11 protein-coding genes are annotated in these 15,486 nt (G+C 74.5%); 5 read left to right on the top strand and 6 right to left on the bottom strand.

Annotation, left to right across the window (positions count from 1 at the left end):
* Positions 1-37: 37 nt before the first annotated feature.
* Positions 38-730, top strand: coding sequence for a GbsR/MarR family transcriptional regulator (locus BM242_RS18740; protein ID WP_342746982.1), 693 nt, complete (start codon positions 38-40; stop codon positions 728-730).
* Between the two features lie 33 nt (positions 731-763).
* Here the strand turns inward: BM242_RS18740 and BM242_RS18735 are convergent, their stop codons facing one another.
* A complete protein-coding gene (locus tag BM242_RS18735) occupies positions 764-1,633 on the bottom strand; it encodes a diacylglycerol kinase family protein (RefSeq protein WP_342746981.1) in 870 nt (289 codons plus the stop codon).
* 229 nt (positions 1,634-1,862) lie between these two features.
* Between BM242_RS18735 and BM242_RS18730 the strand changes: the two genes are divergently transcribed.
* The gene (locus BM242_RS18730; RefSeq protein WP_093840020.1) at positions 1,863-3,146 is read left to right on the top strand and encodes an adenylosuccinate synthase; all 1,284 of its coding nucleotides are present in this window, start codon (positions 1,863-1,865) and stop codon (positions 3,144-3,146) included.
* Between the two features lie 85 nt (positions 3,147-3,231).
* On the opposite strand, the gene BM242_RS29895 is transcribed toward BM242_RS18730, so the two are convergent.
* The 4 genes from BM242_RS29895 to BM242_RS18710 all read right to left on the bottom strand — a co-directional run bounded on the left by BM242_RS29895 (position 3,232) and on the right by BM242_RS18710 (position 11,028).
* Positions 3,232-5,754: a serine/threonine-protein kinase gene (locus BM242_RS29895; protein WP_093840019.1), complete on the bottom strand. Its 2,523-nt coding sequence runs from the start codon at positions 5,752-5,754 to the stop codon at positions 3,232-3,234.
* A gap of 167 nt (positions 5,755-5,921) precedes the next feature.
* A complete protein-coding gene (locus BM242_RS18720; protein WP_093840018.1) occupies positions 5,922-8,072 on the bottom strand; it encodes a serine/threonine-protein kinase in 2,151 nt (716 codons plus the stop codon).
* Between the two features lie 203 nt (positions 8,073-8,275).
* Complete coding sequence (locus tag BM242_RS30390) at positions 8,276-10,267, bottom strand: serine/threonine-protein kinase (protein WP_245834265.1); 1,992 nt, start codon at positions 10,265-10,267, stop codon at positions 8,276-8,278.
* Between the two features lie 254 nt (positions 10,268-10,521).
* The gene (locus tag BM242_RS18710; RefSeq protein ID WP_093840017.1) at positions 10,522-11,028 is read right to left on the bottom strand and encodes a MarR family winged helix-turn-helix transcriptional regulator; all 507 of its coding nucleotides are present in this window, start codon (positions 11,026-11,028) and stop codon (positions 10,522-10,524) included.
* A gap of 99 nt (positions 11,029-11,127) precedes the next feature.
* Here BM242_RS18710 and BM242_RS18705 point away from each other — a divergent pair, with 99 nt between their 5' ends.
* Positions 11,128-11,841, top strand: coding sequence for a GntR family transcriptional regulator (locus BM242_RS18705; RefSeq protein ID WP_093840016.1), 714 nt, complete (start codon positions 11,128-11,130; stop codon positions 11,839-11,841).
* A gap of 144 nt (positions 11,842-11,985) precedes the next feature.
* Complete coding sequence (locus BM242_RS18700) at positions 11,986-12,639, top strand: hypothetical protein (RefSeq protein ID WP_093840015.1); 654 nt, start codon at positions 11,986-11,988, stop codon at positions 12,637-12,639.
* Between the two features lie 29 nt (positions 12,640-12,668).
* On the opposite strand, the gene BM242_RS18695 is transcribed toward BM242_RS18700, so the two are convergent.
* Complete coding sequence (locus BM242_RS18695; protein WP_425443882.1) at positions 12,669-13,499, bottom strand: SLATT domain-containing protein; 831 nt, start codon at positions 13,497-13,499, stop codon at positions 12,669-12,671.
* Positions 13,500-13,770: 271 nt separating this feature from the next.
* Between BM242_RS18695 and purD the strand changes: the two genes are divergently transcribed.
* A complete protein-coding gene (gene purD / locus BM242_RS18690; protein ID WP_093840089.1) occupies positions 13,771-15,021 on the top strand; it encodes a phosphoribosylamine--glycine ligase in 1,251 nt (416 codons plus the stop codon).
* Positions 15,022-15,486: the final 465 nt, after the last annotated feature.

Genomic DNA, 15,486 nt, shown 5'->3' with positions numbered 1-15,486 from the left:
GTCATTACGAAGATCCGATGCAAAGGAGAATGGCCCGGTGATCGATCAACTGCGCGAGGATCTTGAGGGGGCCATGCGGGAGGCGGACGGGATGCCCGAGGAACCGGCGGCGAAGAGACCGGAGACGGCACAGGCGGCGGCGGCCGGGAGCGGCTGGACCCCGGAAGTGGCCGAGTTCGTCGAACGCTTTGCGGCGGAGCTGATCGACGCCGGGGTGCAGCCGACCGCCGCCCGGGTCTTCGCCTGCCTGCTCGCCGAGGACAGCGGGGCGCTGACCTCCAAGGAACTGGTCGCGCGGCTGCGGATCAGCCCGGCCGCCATCTCCGGGGCCGTCCGCTATCTCAGCCAGGTGCACATGGTGGCCCGGGAGCGCAGGCCCGGCACCCGGCGCGAGCTCTACCGCGTCTACCACAACGCCTGGTACGAGGCGATGTCCAACCGGGACGCGCTGGCGCACCGCTGGATCCTGACCCTGCGCACCGGCATCGATGTTCTCGGTCCGGACAGCCGGGCCGGGCAGCGGCTCGGCGAGACCATCGAGTTCTTCGAGTTCATGATGGCCGAGCTGGGCGCCATGCGGGAGCGCTGGCGGGAGCTCCAGCGCGCCCGGGGCCGCCCGCTGCCCGAGGAGACGGGCGAGACGGGGGAGACGGGCGAAGCGGGGGAAGCGGGAGAAGCGGGGGAGACGGCCGGCGCGGACGGGCCGGAGGAGACCCGGCCGGACGGCTGAGCCGAACGCCCCGGCCCGGCCGCACCCCCCGCCTCACGGCGTGGCCCGGCGCGGCGGCGGAATCGGACTGCTCGGCGGCAGCACCGGCAGGGTGAGCCGCAGCGCGTCCGGGCGGACCCGCCAGACGCGGGAGCGGGCCGGTCCGCACTCCACCGCGTCCGCCCGGTAGCAGAACCCGGGGCCGGGCTCCGGCCCGGACACCCGCACCTCCTTGGCCTGTGCGGTCACCGCCGTCTCCGCGTCCTGGTGCCGCACCTCCACCCGGGCCAGGCCGGCATCGGCCGAGACCGAGACCCGGGCCACCGGCCGCACCCCGTCGGCCAGCACCGCGCCGTCCGCCTCCACCCGCAGCAGCGGATGGAGCGCCCCGCGCGCCGCAGCCGCCCGTTCGCCCCGCCGCCACCAGGGCGTCCGCGGTGCACCGGACCCGGAACCCGGCCCGGAACCCGGCCCGGCCGCGTGCCGGGACGGCGGACCGGACGGTATCCCCAGCGAGTCCAGCACCACCCCGCCGGAGTCGTCCTCCAGCAGATCCAGGGTGCGGGCGGTGCCGTGCAGCACCGTCCGGGAGGCACGCACCGCATCGCACGGCACCCCGAGGCCCCGGGCCACCAGCACACTGCGCGGCGGCCCCACCGGCACCACCCCCAGCGGCCGTCCGGCCAGCTCGCCGCGGCGGTGCAGCACCCGCACCGCCCGGGCCAGCGCCCGGTCGTCCCCGACCACCACCACCGGACGCCCGGAGCCGGCCCGGTGCGCCAGCACCCGGGCCAGTTCCTGCTCACGCGGCTGTTCCAGCAGGCACAGCCGGGCGTCCGGGGAACCCGCACACAGCACGTCGCGCGCGATCCGCACCGACTCACCGTCCGTACGCCGGGCAATCGGATCGATGACGATGAGCACTCTGGCCGCCTCCTGCCGCCGACGCAAGCGAGGCCGCCCGCGGCCCGGGGGCGGCGCGGCACCAGACCGGCCCGGAACCGCCCGGGTACCTGCCGCGGGCACGTTCGCCTCCGGCTGCCCGGTTGCGTAAACTCTCGGTGCAAGAGCCCCTGCCGCGATTGCGCCAGGGGCTTCGTCGATGGGGGCAGCCTGCTTAATGGGATGCCCCGCCCGGAAGGGGTGTACGCCTGTGCCCGCGCTCGTGCTGCTGGGTGCTCAGTGGGGTGACGAAGGAAAGGGGAAGGCCACCGACCTCCTCGGCGGCTCCGTCGACTACGTCGTCCGCTACCAGGGCGGCAACAACGCCGGCCACACCGTGGTCGTCGGCGACCAGAAATACGCCCTGCACCTGCTCCCCTCCGGAATCCTCTCGCCCACCTGCACGCCGGTGATCGGCGGCGGTGTGGTGGTCGACCCCAGCGTGCTGCTGGACGAGCTGCGCGGCCTGGACGAGCGCGGCATCGACACCTCCCGGCTGCTGCTCAGCGGCAACGCCCATCTGATCACCCCCTACCACACGGTGATCGACAAGGTCTCCGAACGCTTCCTGGGCAAGCGCCGGATCGGCACCACCGGCCGCGGCATCGGCCCGGCCTACGCCGACAAGATCAACCGGGTGGGCATCCGGGTCCAGGACCTCTTCGATGAGTCGATCCTGCGGCAGAAGGTGGAGTCCGCGCTCGACAACAAGAACCAGGTCCTGGTCAAGCTCTACAACCGGCGGGCCATCGCGGCCGGGCAGGTGCTGGAGGAACTGCTCGGCTACGCGGACCGGCTCCGTGGCTATGTGGCGGACACCGCGCTGGTGCTGAACCGCGCCATCGACGAGGGCAAGGTGGTCCTCTTCGAGGGCGGCCAGGGCACCCTGCTGGACGTGGACCACGGCACCTATCCGTTCGTGACCTCCTCCAACCCCACCGCGGGCGGCGCCTGCACCGGCTCGGGGGTCGGGCCGACCAAGATCAGCCGGGTGATCGGCATCCTCAAGGCGTACACCACACGGGTGGGCGCCGGGCCGTTCCCCACCGAGCTGCACGACGAGGACGGCGAGGCGCTGCGCCGGATCGGCCACGAGTACGGCGTGACGACCGGGCGGGACCGCCGCTGCGGCTGGTTCGACGCGGTCATCGCCCGCTATGCCGCCCGGGTCAACGGCCTGACCGACTTCTTCCTGACCAAGCTGGACGTGCTCAGCGGCTGGGAGCGCATCCCGGTGTGCGTGGCATACGAGATCGACGGCCGCCGGGTGGACGAGATGCCCTACAGCCAGACCGACTTCCACCACGCCAAGCCGGTCTACGAGTTCCTGCCCGGCTGGCAGGAGGACATCAGCGGCGCCAAGAGCCTGGCCGATCTGCCGGGCAACGCGCAGCGCTATGTGCGGGCCCTGGAGGAGATGTCCGGGGCGCCGATCTCGGCGATCGGGGTCGGCCCGGGGCGGGACCAGACCATCGAGGTCCGCTCTTTCCTCTGAACCGGACCGGACCGGACGGCGTGCGGCGGCCGGACCGGGCGGCATCGCCCGGTCCGGCCACCGCGCGGGCGGGTGCGCGGGCCGGTCAGCCCACGCGCTGGAACTCGGCGGGTTCGGCCTCGTCGTAGTCGCTCTCCACCCGCGGCGTCATGACCATCCGGTCGCTGTCCGAGGAGTCGAGCTGGAGCGCGAAGGACGGGATGTCGCCGGAGGAGCAGGCCGACTCCGGCTGCGCCTCGGTGACCCGGTTGGGCGAGATCAGCAGCCCTGCCGCGTCGGAGTCCACCGCGACCAGCGCGTGTTCCATGACGCAGTGCATGGAATTGCTGTCGGCGGTCCAGACCAGCACCATGTCGCCCACCCGGCCCTGGCCGATCTCCACGGCGTGGGTGCCGCCGTCCTCGTCGGTGTAGGACCAGGAGCCGAGGAAGTCCTCGGGCACCGCCTCTTCCGCCAGGGCGTCACCGGCGGGCCGGAGCGTCGCCTCGTAGCCCCAGCTCGGGTTGGTCCAGGCGAGGGTGCCGTCCGGCTGGGCCTTCAGGGTCTGCTCGTCGTAGGCGCTGCACGCGTTCTCGGGGATGGAGTCGGTCATCTCGCTGTCGACGACCAGCAGGGTGCCGTAGGAGACCAGGCGGGACTCGCCCACGCACAGCAGATCATCGTGCAGATTCCAGGTGTAGGCGACCACCTCGCCCTCCCGGCCCTGGACGACCTCCATGCGGCGGAAGATGCCCAGCTGCTCGCCGTATTCGTCGTACAGCTCGCCTTCCCAGGCGCCCAGATACGCCTCGTCGATGACTCCCTCGCTGTCGGGCGCCTCCCAGCCGCCGCCGTCGCCGTCCGTGCCCGTGGTGTCGTCGCCGTCGCCGTCCTCGGCCGGGTCCTCGGCCGGAGCGTCGGCGTCGTCATCGGTGCCTTCGGTTCCTCCGGTGCCGTCTTCGGACGGGGGATCGGTCTCGACGGCATCCCCGGCCTGGTCCGCCGGGGCGTCCGACGAGGTGCTGGAGCCGTCGTCCCGGTTGGCCAGCACCAGCGCGGTGGCGCCACCGGCCAGCAGCACCAGGGCGGTGCCCGCGGCGGCCAGGATCAGCGGCAGCCTGCGGCGCGGCGGCTTGCCGCCCGGCGGTGGTGTGCTGCCGACGGCGGGCAGGCCGCCGGTCGTCGCCGGGTGCGGATGCGGGGTGCCGGGCGCGCCGAAGGCGCCGTAGCCGCCGCCGGACGCCGGCGCGGGAGCCGGCGCGCCGAAGGCGCCCATCGGCGGCGGGGTGCCGGCGGCGACGGTCTGCGCGGCGGCGTCGGCCGCTCCGGTGCCCGCCGGCCGGGCGTACGGATTGCCCTCCGCCGGTGCCGCGGGCGTCGCGGCGGGCGGCGGCGGCGTGGGGCCCGCGGGCCCGGCCGCCGGGGGCATCGACGGCGGCGGGGTGACGGGGGGCGGCGGCGTGGCCGGTGCCGGTGTCGCCGCCGGTGTCGGCGCCGGGGTGTGCTGCTGCGACGCGGCTGCTCCGGCTGCTCCGGCGGCTCCGGCCAGGCCGGCGGCTGCGGCACCGACCTGGGTCGGGGCATGCGCGGGCGGGGGCGGCGTCACCGGCCCGGACGGCGGCCCGGAGGGCGGCGGCGGGGTCACCGGCGGCGGAACGGTCGGCATGGCCGGGGGCGGCGCGGTGCCCGGCTTGGGCGGGGCCACCAGGGGGTCTTCCGAGTCCAGCAGGTCCACCGCCCGCCGCCCCAGCTTGGCCACCAGGGTGCCCGGCAGCCATGGCTCGTCGGCTTCCGCGTCGTCGCCCCACAGATCGCCGTCGGCGGTGCGCTCCAGCAGCGTTTCGATACCGGGCCGGTCGGCCGGGTCCGGGGCCAGGCAGTCCTCGATCAGGCCGCGGATGGCCTCCGGCACGCCGTCCAGGTCCTTGTCGTCCTGGATGATGCGCAGCATCAGCACATGCATGGCGCTGTGCGGATCGCCGAACGGGCTGCGGCCGGTGGCGGCGAAGGCCAGCACCGAGCCGAGACAGAACACGTCCGAGGCCGTGGTGACCGTCTCGCCGCGGCACTGCTCGGGCGACATGAAGCCCGGTGAGCCGACCGAGGCACCGGTCCGGGTCAGCCCGCCGCCCGCCGCGGTGTCCAGCGCCCGGGCGATGCCGAAGTCGATCACCCGGGGCCCGTCGATGGTGACGAGCACATTGGACGGCTTGAGGTCGCGGTGAATCAGCCCGGCGCCGTGGATGTCGCGCAGCGCGTGCGTCAGGCCGTTGGCCAGCGCCAGGATCGAGCGCTCGGGCAGCGGGCCGTTCGAGCCGGCCACCACCTCGTGGAGCGAGGGCCCGGCGATGTAACCGGTGGCCACCCAGGGGGTCTCGGCGCTGGTGTCGCAGCCGAGCACCGGAGCGGTCCACTGGCCGCCGATGGCCCGGGCCGCGTCCACCTCGCGCTGGAAGCGCTCGCGGAACTCGGGCTGGCGGGCCAGCTCGGGCTGCACCAGCTTGACCGCGACCGTGCGTCCGCGGTCGGAGCGGGCCAGATAGACCTGGCCCATGCCGCCCGCGCCGAGTTTGCCCAGCAGCCGGTACTGCCCCACACGCTGCGGGTCCGTCGGACCGAGCGGCTTCATGTTGCTCTCCCCTTCAACTGCCCTGCGCGGCGCGTCCGGCGCCCGACCGATGCCGATGTGAGTGTGTCGATGCTGATGCGCTGTCAGTGTGGCGGGCCGCCGACGCCGTTGCCGCGGCGGCGGCACCGCCGGGATCCCACGAGGATACGGGCGTTACCCGCACGGGTTCATTCCGGCGAGAAGTACCAGTTTCCGAAGTCGGTGGGAATGGCGACGACCTGGACGTCGCCGTCGCTGTCCGGCGGGTAGAGGTAGAAGGAGTGCATGCCGCCGTCCAGGCAGAGGCCGCTCGGCTCGGAGCTGGTCGACTCGCTGGGGCCGAAGAGCAGCCATTCCTCGTCCGGGCCGACCGCCATCAGGGTGTGCCGCCAGTCGCAGTACTCCTCGCCCTCGCCGTCGCGGACCCAGGTGAGCAGGGATTCGGTGACGAAGCCCTGGTCGACGGTGATGGTGTGGTAGCTGCCGTCCTGGTCCGTGACGTCCAGACCCCACGTGCCCAGGTACGGCTCCGGAACGGCCGACTCGGCGCCGGCGTCCACCGCCGGGTAGAAGGTGCCGGTGATGCCGGTGTCCGGGTGGTTCCAGTACAGGTTGCCGTCGCCGTCCAGGGAGAGGCCGGACTCGCCGTCGTAGGTGCAGGCGCCGTCCGGGACGTCGTAGAGCTCCGAGGTGGTGATGGTCACCTCCTCGCCCTCTCCCTGGGAGGAGACATTGACATAGCCGGCGCACAGCGAGTCCGGCGAGATGCCGTAGAGGTAGCCGACGTCCTCGCCCTCCTCGCCCCCGAAGATCTCGAAGCGGTAGGTGAGGTCCTGGGAGGCGCCGTTGACCAGGACCTCGCCTTCCCAGTAGCCCGCGATGTCCTCGGAGGTCAGACCGGTGCCGCCGGTGTCGGAGCCTCCGGCGTCCGAGCCGCCGGTGTCGGTGCCTCCGTTGTCGGTGCCGCCGGTGTCGGTGCCGCCGTTGTCGGTGCCGCCGGTGTCCGAGCCTCCGTTGTCCGAGCCGCCGTTGTTTCCGCCGGCGGTGCTGCCGCCGCCGTTGTCGTCCTGGTTCATCGCGTACACCACGCCGCCGGCCACCAGCACCGCGAACACCGCGCCGCAGGCGGCCAGGATGATCCCGAGCCGCTTGGACCGTCCCTGGGCGACCGGCACCACCTGGCCGAACTGCCCCGGCATCGGGGTGACCGGCGGCCCCTGCTGCCCCGGCTGGGCCGCCCAGAACTGGCCGCCCATCGCCGGATGCGGGGTGTGCGGGGGCGGCGGGGTCTGCTGGTGCATGCCCGCGGGCATGGTGTGCATTCCGGCCATGCCCGCGCCATGCGCCGGGGCGGTGGGCGCGGGACCGGGCGGCGGGGTGGTGGGCATGGCCGGCGGCACGGGTGCGCCGCCCTCGCGCAGGGGGTCCTCGGAGTCGAGGAGTTCGACGGCGTGCCGGCCGAGCCGGGCCACCAGCGCGCCGGGCAGCCAGGGGTCGTCCCCGGGCTCCGGCTCCCACAGATCGCCGGCCGAGGTACGGTCCAGCAGTTCGTCCAGGGTGGGCCGGTCGGCGGGGTCGGGCGCCAGACAGTCCTCGATGATGCCGCTGATGCGCTCCGGAATGCCGCTGAGGTCCTTCTCGTTCTGCACGATGCGGAGCATCAGCGCGTGCATCTGGCTGTCGGTACGGCCGAAGGGGGTGCGGCCGGTGGCCGCGAAGACCAGCACCGAGCCCATGCAGAAGATGTCCGAGGCGGGGGTGAGGGTCTCGCCGCGGCACTGCTCGGGGGACATGAAGCCGGGCGAGCCGACGGTGGCGCCGGTGCGGGTGAGTCCGGCGCCGGGCGCGGTCTCCAGCACCCGGGCGATGCCGAAGTCGATCACCCGGGGGCCGTCGATGGTGATGAGCACATTGGACGGCTTGAGGTCGCGGTGGACCAGTCCGGCGGTGTGGATGTCGCCCAGCGCCCTGGTCAGACCGTTGGCCAGGGCCAGCAGGGAGCGCTCCGGAAGCGGACCGGTGGGCCCGGTGACCACCTCGTGCAGGGAGGGCCCGGCGACGTAACCGGTGGCCACCCAGGGCACGGTGGCGTCGGGGTCGGCGTCCAGCACGGGCGCGGTCCACTGGCCGCCGACCCGGCGGGCGGCGTCCACCTCGTGGCGGAAGCGCTGCCGGAACTCGGGCTGGCGGGCCAGCTCGGGCTGCACCAGCTTGACCGCGACGGTGCGTCCGCGGTCGGAGCGGGCCAGGTAGACCTGGCCCATGCCGCCCGCACCGAGTCTGGCGAGCAGCCGGTAGGGACCCGCCGATTGCGGGTCGTCAGCTCCAAGCGCTTTCATGATCCCCCTCATTCCGCCCGTCGCCGCAGCGTGGGTGGAACGCACGTGCGGCCGATCAGAGATTAGAGTGCTTCAGCGTTCATCGGGCACTCTGACGAGGACAGAAGCAGAACCGTGACGTCCCCGGGACGGTTGTTCCCGGCAGGTCGGAGCGGTCGGCGTCCGGTCCCGGGCGGAACCGGGTGCGGACTCCCGCCGGTTGTTCAGCCGGCAGTTTCGGCGCTGTCGGCGGTGCCGGTGCTCTCGGTGCTGTCGGTGGTGAGCCCTCCGGTCTCGGTTCCGTCGCCTCCGGTGGTTCCGTCGGTGGTCCAGCCTTCCGTGGTGCTTTCCGTGGACCCGCCGGTTGCCCCCTCGGTGGTGGTGCCTTCGGTGGTGGTGCCCTCGGCAGTGCCGTCCGTCGTGCCCTCGGTGGTGGTGCCGTCCGTGGTTCCCTCGGCGGTTCCCTCCGTGGTCCAGCCTTCGGTGGTGCTCTCCGTCGTCCCGTCCGCAGTGCCGTCCGTCGTGCCCTCGGTGTGCCCGTCCGTTGTTCCGTGGGTGGTGCCGCCGGTGGTCCAGCCGCCGGTTTCCGTCCCGTCGTGGGGGTCCCCGGTCTCCTGGGCGTGGCCGTCCTGGCCGTCCTGGCCGTCCTGCTCGGCGTGGCCGTCCTGCTCGGCGTGGCCGTCCTGGCCGGTCTCCTCCGGGGCCGCCGTCTCGCCGCCCGCGGTGTCCTCGGTGGTGTCCTCCATCGGGGACTCGCCGACTGTGGTTCCCTCTCCGGAGTCCTCGGAGTTCCCGGTGTCCCGCTCGGTGGTCTCCGTCCCGGTGCCGGCGGTGCCCTGGTCCTCCTCCTGCTGCTTGCCCCGGTCATCCGCGATCTGGGCGTAGGAGACCGTCACGGACAGGGCGAGCACCGCCGCCGAGGCCCCTGCCAGCAGCCACAGCCGGGGCCCCCGGCGCTGCCGCCGGGCGTGGTCGCCGCCGCCGGGCGGCTGGGCGCCGAAGGCCGCCGCGGTGGCGGTCGGCGACACGGGGGTGTGCGTCCCGGAGAGATGCGGCACCGGGGTGGTGTGATGGCCCGTCACCGGCGGTACCACGGCGCCGAAGGCGCCCGGGGCGTACGGCGACGCCGAGGCGGTCGGAGCGGCGGCGTCCGGCACGGGCGTGGCAGCCGTCCCCGTTCCCGTCCCTGTCCCCGTTCCCGTCCCCGCTGCCGTCCCTGTCCCTGTCCCCGCTGCCGTTCCGGTGCCGCTGCCGGTGGCCGGGTGCGCGGTGCGCGGGCCGGTGCCGCCGTCGGCGCCGCCGGGCAGCCCGGCGCCGCTCCGCTCGGCGAGCAGGGCGGCCAGGGCGCCCGGGAGCCAGTCGTGCCGGACGGCGGGCCGGGCGTCGTCCCCCCACAGGTCGCCCGCCGCGGTCATCTGCCGCAGCGCGGCGGGCGCCGGCCGGCCGCCCGGTTCCGGGGCGAGGCATGCCTCGATGACCCGCCGGACCGGCTCCGGCACCTCGCTCAGGTCCTTCTCGCCCTGCACGATGCGCAGCATCAGCGTGTGCACGCCCGTGCCCGGGCTGCCGAAGGGGTTGCGGCCGGTGACGGCGAAGGCCAGCACCGAGCCGAGTGCGAAGATGTCGCTGGCCGGGGTCAGCGTCTCGCCGCGGCACTGCTCGGGCGACATGAAGCCGGGCGAGCCGATCACCGCGCCGGTGCTGGTCAGCGTGACCGTGACGGCCTCCACCGCCCGCGCGATGCCGAAGTCGATCACTCGCGGCCCGTCCTGGGTGACCAGGATGTTCGACGGCTTGAGATCGCGGTGGATCAGCCCGGCGGCGTGGATGTCGGCCAGCGCCCGGCTCAGTGCGTTGGCCAGGGCCAGCACGCTGCGCTCCGGCAGCGGGCCGCCGCCCTCGCCGGTGACGAGTTCCTGCAGGGACGGGCCGGCCACGTATTCGGTGGCCACCCAGGGGGTTTCGGCGTCGGTGTCGCCGTCCAGCACCCGTGCCGTCCAGCGACCGCCCACCCGCTGCGCGGCCTCGACCTCGCGCCGGAAGCGGCGGCGGAACTGCGGTTCCTCGGCCAGCTCCGGCTGCACCAGCTTCACCGCGGCCGGCCGGCCTTCGGGCGAACGGGCCAGATACACCTTGCCCATGCCGCCCTCGCCCAGCCGGCCCAGCAGCTCGTACCGGCCCACCCGTGCGGGATCCTCCGGCCTGAGTGCCTTCATGATCGGCTCGCCCCCTTGTCTCCTGCGGCTGTCTCCTGCGGCATCTTCCGTGCGACCGCCGCTGGTTGATGCACTCCTAGGAGCCTAGGGACGGTTCACCGGCTGGAGGCGATGTTTCCCGGCTGCGGCCGGACAAAAGCCGAATCGTGACACTGCGCCCGCCTTCCGCCGGACGGGAGACGCCCTCCGGGACGCCGGGAGCCTGTGCGAACGCCGGGACCGCGGGAGTCTCCGGGGCCGCCGCGGGCCTGCCGTTACGCTCCGGGCTCCAGGGGCTTCCCGGTGTCCGCGGCATGCACGGCTTCCAGGGCGGCGGACAGCCGGCGCAGTGCGCCGAGGGCCGCGGCCAGTTCCGCCTCGCCGCCCATCGCCGCCGACAGCCGGGCGGCGAAGGCGGCCTGTCCCGGGCCGATCCGGGCCACCGCGGCCCGGCCCTCGGCGGTCGGCGCCAGCAGCTTGGCCCGCCGGTGGGCGGGATTGGTGCAGTAGGCCGCCCAGCCGTGCGAGACCAGCAGATCGGCGACGCGCTGCACGCTCTGCCGGCTGACGCCCATGGCCCGCGCGATTCCGGCCACCGGCAGCGGACCGGGCAGCACCGCGTCCAGCACCTGCCACCAGGCGGCGGTCAGTCCGGCCGGCCGGGCCAGCTCCCCGGCCGCGGCGAGGAGCTGCCCGTCGAGCCTGGAGGCGGCCAGGACGGTACCGCGGAACAGCTCCTGCCGCCGCGCGTCCCCGGTGGCGTCCTGCGCGGTGGTGGTCATGGCGGTCCTCCGGCGAGGCGGACGAGGGCTTGGACTCCGGATATGACAGTATCCTGTCCCAATGACAGGATACTGTCAATGAAACCGTTGTGAGTAAGGTTGGTTGGCGTGATCCGACGCAGCACATTGCGGGAACAGCTCGCCGACGCGCTCCGCGAGGAGATCCTGGCCGGACGGCTGGCCCCGGGACGTGAGTTCACCGTCCGCCAGATAGCCGAGCAGTACGGAGTTTCGGCCACCCCCGTGCGTGAGGCGCTGCTGGATCTCGCCGCCCAGGGCCTGCTGCACGCCGAACAGCACCGCGGCTTCCGCATCCGCGAGTACACCCTGACCGACTTCCGCCACATGGTGCAGGCGCGCAGCCTGGTCAACGAGGGGGTGCTGCTCTACAACCCCGCGCTGCGGCTGCCGCGCGGCGATCCGGCCGCCTTCACCTCCATCCGCCGCCGGGCCGCCGCCGCCCACCAGGCCGCCGCGGCCGGTGACCTGGATGTGCTGATCGGCTACGACCTGCGCTTCTGGCGGGAGGTCACGGCGCTGATCGGCAACCCCTACATCGGTGAGTTTCTGGACCGGCTGCGCATCCAGTGCTGGGCCTATGCCGTGCCCCGGCTGCGGGGCCGCCCGGACCTGCCCAGGCTGCTCTGGGCCCGCCATCCGGAGCTGGCCGAGGCGCTCGGGGAGCGCGACGCGGGCGCCGCCGCGGCGCTGCTGCGGGACTTCCGGGACCACGCGCTCACCCTGGCCGCCGAGATCGACCGCGAGGCGGCGGAGGCGGCCGGCCGGCCGGACACCGGAGCCGCCGGCGCCTGACCCGCCCGGTCCGGCGCGGTCCGGCCCGGTCCGGCGCGGCCGGGCGCGGCGCGGCCCGCGGTACCGGTACCCCGCACCGCGGCGGGGCCGGCGGCACGCTCTACGCTTGGCAGCCCGGATCCCCGCGTGAGAGAGAGCCGTTACGTGGCCTGTGACCTGTGGCTGGTGCCCCTCGTCGATGTGCTGTGCCACAACCCCGACAATCCGTTCGCCGAGGAACTCGCCGAGTACGACGAGGCGCTGACCGGCGCCGGCCTGCCGCCGGTGCCCGTGCTCGGCTACATGCCCGGGATGTCCGGCCAGGTCGCCCCGGTGGCGGGCTTCGACTATGTGGCCCTGCATCTGCTGCGACGGGTGCTGCTGCTCCAGGTCAGCGGCCTGCCGGTGACGCCCGCCGAGCAACTCGACGGCGACTACCAGCAGTTGCTGGAGATGTTCGAGTCCACCGCGCAGCGGCTGCATCTGGTGTGGCACTACGACCACGCGGGCGCCTATGTGCCGGTCGACTTCCCGCAGCCGCTGTCCACCGACAAGCTGCTGGCCGGCGGCGGCCCGCTGGGCTCCAGCCACGGGCTGCTGCGCGAACTCCAGCTCGTGGCACCGGCGCTGGGCATCGACCCGCACAACCCGCCGCCGCCACCGCCCGCCCCGGCCCGCCCCACCAGGCTGGACGAGCCCGCGGCCATGCCCGGCGAGGGCGAGGGCGGCCCCTACGCCCGGGAACGGCACGTCTGGCTCGGCCTGCATGCCGCCGCCACCCGCAGCCTCGCCCAGGGCTCGATGATCGTCTTCAGTTAGCCACCACCGGGCGGGCCGGTGACACCGCGTCAGCCGCGCGGGCCCTCCGGCGGACGCTGGCGCGGCATGGCGGCCCGGGTCGACTGGAGCGGAAACCGCCCGCCGCGCACCACCTGGCCGCCCTCGGCCCGCGCCACCGCCCCCAGGCCGCCGCCGACCACCGGCAGCGGCGCGGTCTGCATCAGCGCCGGCGCGCCGCCCGCCCGCGACTCCAGCATCCAGTCCACCGTCTCGGCGCGGACCAGGTCGGTCACATCCTCCGAGAACCGGCGCAGCACGCCCAGGCAGCGCTCGGCGGCCTCGCTCGCCGTCCCCTCGGCCGGGCCGAGCACCTCCCGCACGCTCTCCGCCGCCCAGTCGTAGCGCAGCGCCTCCAGCCGCCGCTGCACCGCCTGCGCGGTGGCGACATCCCGCATCCAGCCGGAGGTCAGCCCGAAGTAGCGGTCGCAGCCCACGCACAGCGCCGCGCCCAGCAGGGCCAGGTAGCCCCAGACGGCGAGGCCCTCGCCCCCCACCGTTCCGGCCAGTTCCAGCATCGGCAGGGCGGCACCCGCCGCCACGCCCAGCGCGGCGCCGAAGCGCAGCAGCCGCGCGCCGCGCCGCTTCCATACCCGGTCGTGCAGATACCAGTCGGCGGCCCGCATGGCCTCCTGCTCGACCCACTGGTAGAGCTGCTCCAGCCGCTCCGCGGGCTCGGCCCAGTCGCCGAGCGGGAACGGACGGCCGAAGACGCCCCCGCCGCGCCCGCCGCGGCCCAGGCGGCGGACCTCGCCGGATGTGCCGCCCCCGGCCCTGGCGCCGCGGCGCCGCCCGGCGAGCGGTTCGAGGCCGTCTTCGGGCTGCTTCTCCGGCTGACTCACCAGTATCTCCTCACTTGCCGACCCTCTTCATACCCCCGAACGTGCGGATCCCGGGCCGGTTTTCGGTGAAATCCGCTCCATGGAGCGCCCGATCAGATATAGCGCGCCGACCGCCGCGTCCCCAAACGCCCGCGTCCGCGCGGGGCCCTCCGGCCGCGGCGCGGGCCACGCGGGCCACGCGGCCACGCCGGCCGGCGGGCCAGGCCGGCCACGCGGGCCGCCAGGATGCCGCAGGGAGGCCGCGGGGACGCCGCGGGATAGGGTGCTGCGCGTGAAGGTCCTTGTCATCGGCGGCGGAGCCCGCGAACACGCCCTGTGCCACGCCCTGTCCCGTGACCCCCAGGTCACGGCCCTGCACTGCGCCCCCGGCAACGCCGGTATCGCCGCGGTGGCCACCTGCCACCCGGTGGACGCCGGGGACGGGGCCGCGGTGTCCGCGCTCGCCACCGCGGTGGCCGCCGACCTGGTGGTCATCGGTCCGGAGGCGCCGCTGGTGGCCGGGGTGGCGGACGCGGTCCGGGCGGCCGGCGTGCCGGTCTTCGGCCCCTCCGCGCGGGCCGCGCGGCTGGAGGGCTCCAAGGCGTTCGCCAAGGAGATCATGGCCGCCGCCGGGGTGCCCACCGCGCGTTCCCACGTCTGCACCACCGAGGCACAGGCGGCGGAGGCGCTGGACGCGTTCGGCCCGCCCTATGTGGTCAAGGACGACGGCCTGGCGGCCGGCAAGGGCGTGGTGGTCACCGAGGACCGGGAGGCCGCCCTGGCCCATGCCCGGGCGTGCGACCAGGTGGTGATCGAGGAGTTCCTGGACGGGCCCGAGGTCTCCCTGTTCGCGCTGACCGACGGCACCGCCGTGGTCCCGCTCCAGCCCGCGCAGGACTTCAAGCGCGCCTACGACAACGACGCCGGCCCCAACACCGGCGGCATGGGGGCCTACTCGCCGCTGCCCTGGGCCGACCCCGGGCTGGTGGACGAGGTGCTGGCCACCGTGCTGCGGCCGACCGTGGACGAGATGCGCCGCCGCGGCACCCCGTTCTCCGGCCTGCTCTACGCGGGCCTGGCCCTCACCTCGCGCGGCGTGCGGGTGGTGGAGTTCAACGCCCGCTTCGGCGACCCGGAGACCCAGGCGGTGCTGGCCCGGCTGCGCACCCCGCTGGCCGGCGTCCTGCACGCCGCGGCCACCGGCACCCTGGCCGATCTGCCGCCGCTGCGCTGGGCGGACGGCGCGGCGGTCACCGTGGTGATCGCCTCCGAGGGCTATCCGGCCAAGCCGCGCACCGGCGACCCGGTGGAGGGCCTGGACGAGGTGGCCGGACGGGACGCACCGGACGCCTATGTGCTGCACGCCGGCACCCGGCTGGACGAGGACGGACGGGTGGTCAGCGCGGGCGGCCGGGTGCTGTCGGTCACCGCGGTCGGCGACGGGATCGCCGAGGCCCGGGACCGCGCCTACCGGGCGGTCGCCCGCATCCGGCTGGCCGGCTCCCACCACCGCACCGACATCGCCGCCAAGGCCGCCGGCTGACGTCTCCCTCCCGCCGGCGGCGCGCCGCGGTTCTCCCGCCGGGCGCCGGTGAAGCCCGCCGAACGACGGCGAAGCCGCCATAACTCCCGTAGGCCTCCTGTCCGTCGTACCTGCCATACCTGCCATACCTGCCGTATCCGTCGTACCTGCCGTAATCGGTCTGCATCCCGACATGTTCCCCACTGTCCTCTGCCCAGAGCCCCACCATCGGGTGACGCCTGCCCGGTACCGCTGACGCACAGGCATGCTCCGGCTTAGGGTGCGGCGCGATCGGACCTCCGCGCATTGCGATGTCGGGGTCCGATGTCACAGTGGGGGAGAAGGCGGGGCGTGCACCGGCGCGCGCCCGGTCGTGTTCCTTCGGAAGACGGAGGAACCGGCCGGTCGGGCCGGGCACAGGACCGGACCGGCGGACCGCAGCAGGCCCGCGCCGGCCGCCCGGACACGGGCCGGCCCCGCGGCGCC

This window comes from Streptomyces aidingensis, assembly GCF_900112355.1.
Classification (GTDB): Bacteria; Actinomycetota; Actinomycetes; order Streptomycetales; family Streptomycetaceae; genus Streptomyces; species Streptomyces aidingensis.
Note: the sequence above shows the minus strand (reverse complement) of the source record. Positions and strands in the feature narration are given on the sequence as shown.

Coding starts and splice junctions, on each gene's coding strand:
- BM242_RS18710 (WP_093840017.1), bottom strand. CDS start 11,028: ATGACCACCACCGCGCAGGACGCCACCGGGGACGCGCGGCGGCAGGAG.
- BM242_RS29895 (WP_093840019.1), bottom strand. CDS start 5,754: ATGAAGCCGCTCGGTCCGACGGACCCGCAGCGTGTGGGGCAGTACCGG.
- BM242_RS30390 (WP_245834265.1), bottom strand. CDS start 10,267: ATGAAGGCACTCAGGCCGGAGGATCCCGCACGGGTGGGCCGGTACGAG.
- BM242_RS18720 (WP_093840018.1), bottom strand. CDS start 8,072: ATGAAAGCGCTTGGAGCTGACGACCCGCAATCGGCGGGTCCCTACCGG.